The organism is Streptomyces sp. NPDC059564 (genome assembly GCF_042735575.1).
In the GTDB taxonomy this organism is placed as follows: Bacteria; Actinomycetota; Actinomycetes; order Streptomycetales; family Streptomycetaceae; genus Streptomyces.
The window spans coordinates 1-1,180 of the sequence record NZ_JBHWBP010000714.1; the positions used below are offsets into that span (position 1 = coordinate 1).

Annotated in this window: 1 protein-coding gene and 1 pseudogene; one reads left to right on the forward strand and one right to left on the reverse strand. The window is 68.0% G+C overall.

What is annotated here, in order from left to right; translation table 11 throughout:
* Nucleotides 1–197 precede the first annotated feature (197 nt).
* A pseudogene (locus tag ACFV0Q_RS41860) lies at nucleotides 198–656 on the reverse strand (IS5 family transposase); the annotation flags it as partial.
* A gap of 75 nt (nucleotides 657–731) precedes the next feature.
* Between ACFV0Q_RS41860 and ACFV0Q_RS41865 the strand changes: the two are divergent.
* Nucleotides 732–1,121: a helicase associated domain-containing protein gene (locus tag ACFV0Q_RS41865; protein WP_385013369.1), complete on the forward strand. Its 390-nt coding sequence runs from the start codon at nucleotides 732–734 to the stop codon at nucleotides 1,119–1,121.
* The last annotated feature ends 59 nt before the right edge of the window (nucleotides 1,122–1,180 follow it).

Here is a 1,180-nt window from a genome sequence, read left to right on the forward strand (position 1 = left end):
ACACGCTCAACCAACCTGCACAACACCAGGTCAGGAGCATGACGACTACTCAGTTTCACTGAGCGCCGACAGTTGTCGACGACCAGTGAAACTGCGCAGTACTCAACCAACCTGCGCAACCAGGCCTCGAGCTCAGGAATCCGCAGGTCAGAGGGCTGATGTACCCGGACACTGCGCAGATCCGCTTACTGATCGTTTCAGAATGAGGTTCGGAGTCGTCGTAAGCAGATGATGCTGCAGGCGAGTTGGAGGAAGCCGATGTGGAGGTCGGCTCGTATCTCGTAGCGGATGCGGAGTCGTTTGAACTGGTGGAGCCAGGCGAAGGTTCGCTCGACGACCCAGCGGGTCTTGCCCAGGCCTGAGCCGTGATGTGTGCCGCGTCGGGCGATCTTGGGCGTGATTCCGCGGGCCCGGATCAGGCGCCGGTACTTGTCGTAGTCGTAGCCGCGGTCGGCGAAGAGCCGGCGGGGCCGGTGACGTGGCCGCCCGCGAAGCCCGCGGATGTGGGGCATCGCGTCAAGCAGGGGCAGGAGCTGGGTGACATCGTGACGGTTTCCACTGGTCAGGGAGACGACCAGTGGGGTGCCGTGCCGGTCGACGATGAGGTGGTGCTTGCTGCCCGGGCGGGCCCGGCCGACTGGCGAAGGTCCGGTTTGAGCGGCGGCGGTGCGGGCAGCTACCTCGCACACCTCCTGGACGAAGGCGCCCGCCTCGCAGCGATCGCCCCCGGGGTGACCCGGCACGGCGAGGACATCGGACGCTGGCTCGCCACACAACGCCGCGACTACCACCGGCTCACCGAGGAGCAGCAGCGCCGCCTGGCCGAGCTCGGCGTGAAGCCAGCGCGGGCTGTACGGGCTCGTACCGCGGGCGCGAAGGCAGGGGCGGCGCCCACGTCCGGGCGGGGCGCGGAAGCGTTCCACAAGGGCCTACAGGCCCTCTCCCAGTACCTCGAACGGGAAGGCGGCGGTGCTCCTGGCAGGTCCCACGTCGAGCACCTCCCGGACGGGACGGTCCACCGCACCGGGGTGCGGATCGTCAACCAGAAACAGCGCCGCGACCGAATCAACGCCGACCAGCTCGCCGCCCTCGCCGAACTCGGCGAGGACTGGGCGCAGTAGGCGTGGGGGGGTGCGGAAATAAGGGAAAGCCCCCCCCGGGGGTAGGGTAAACGGGCCCC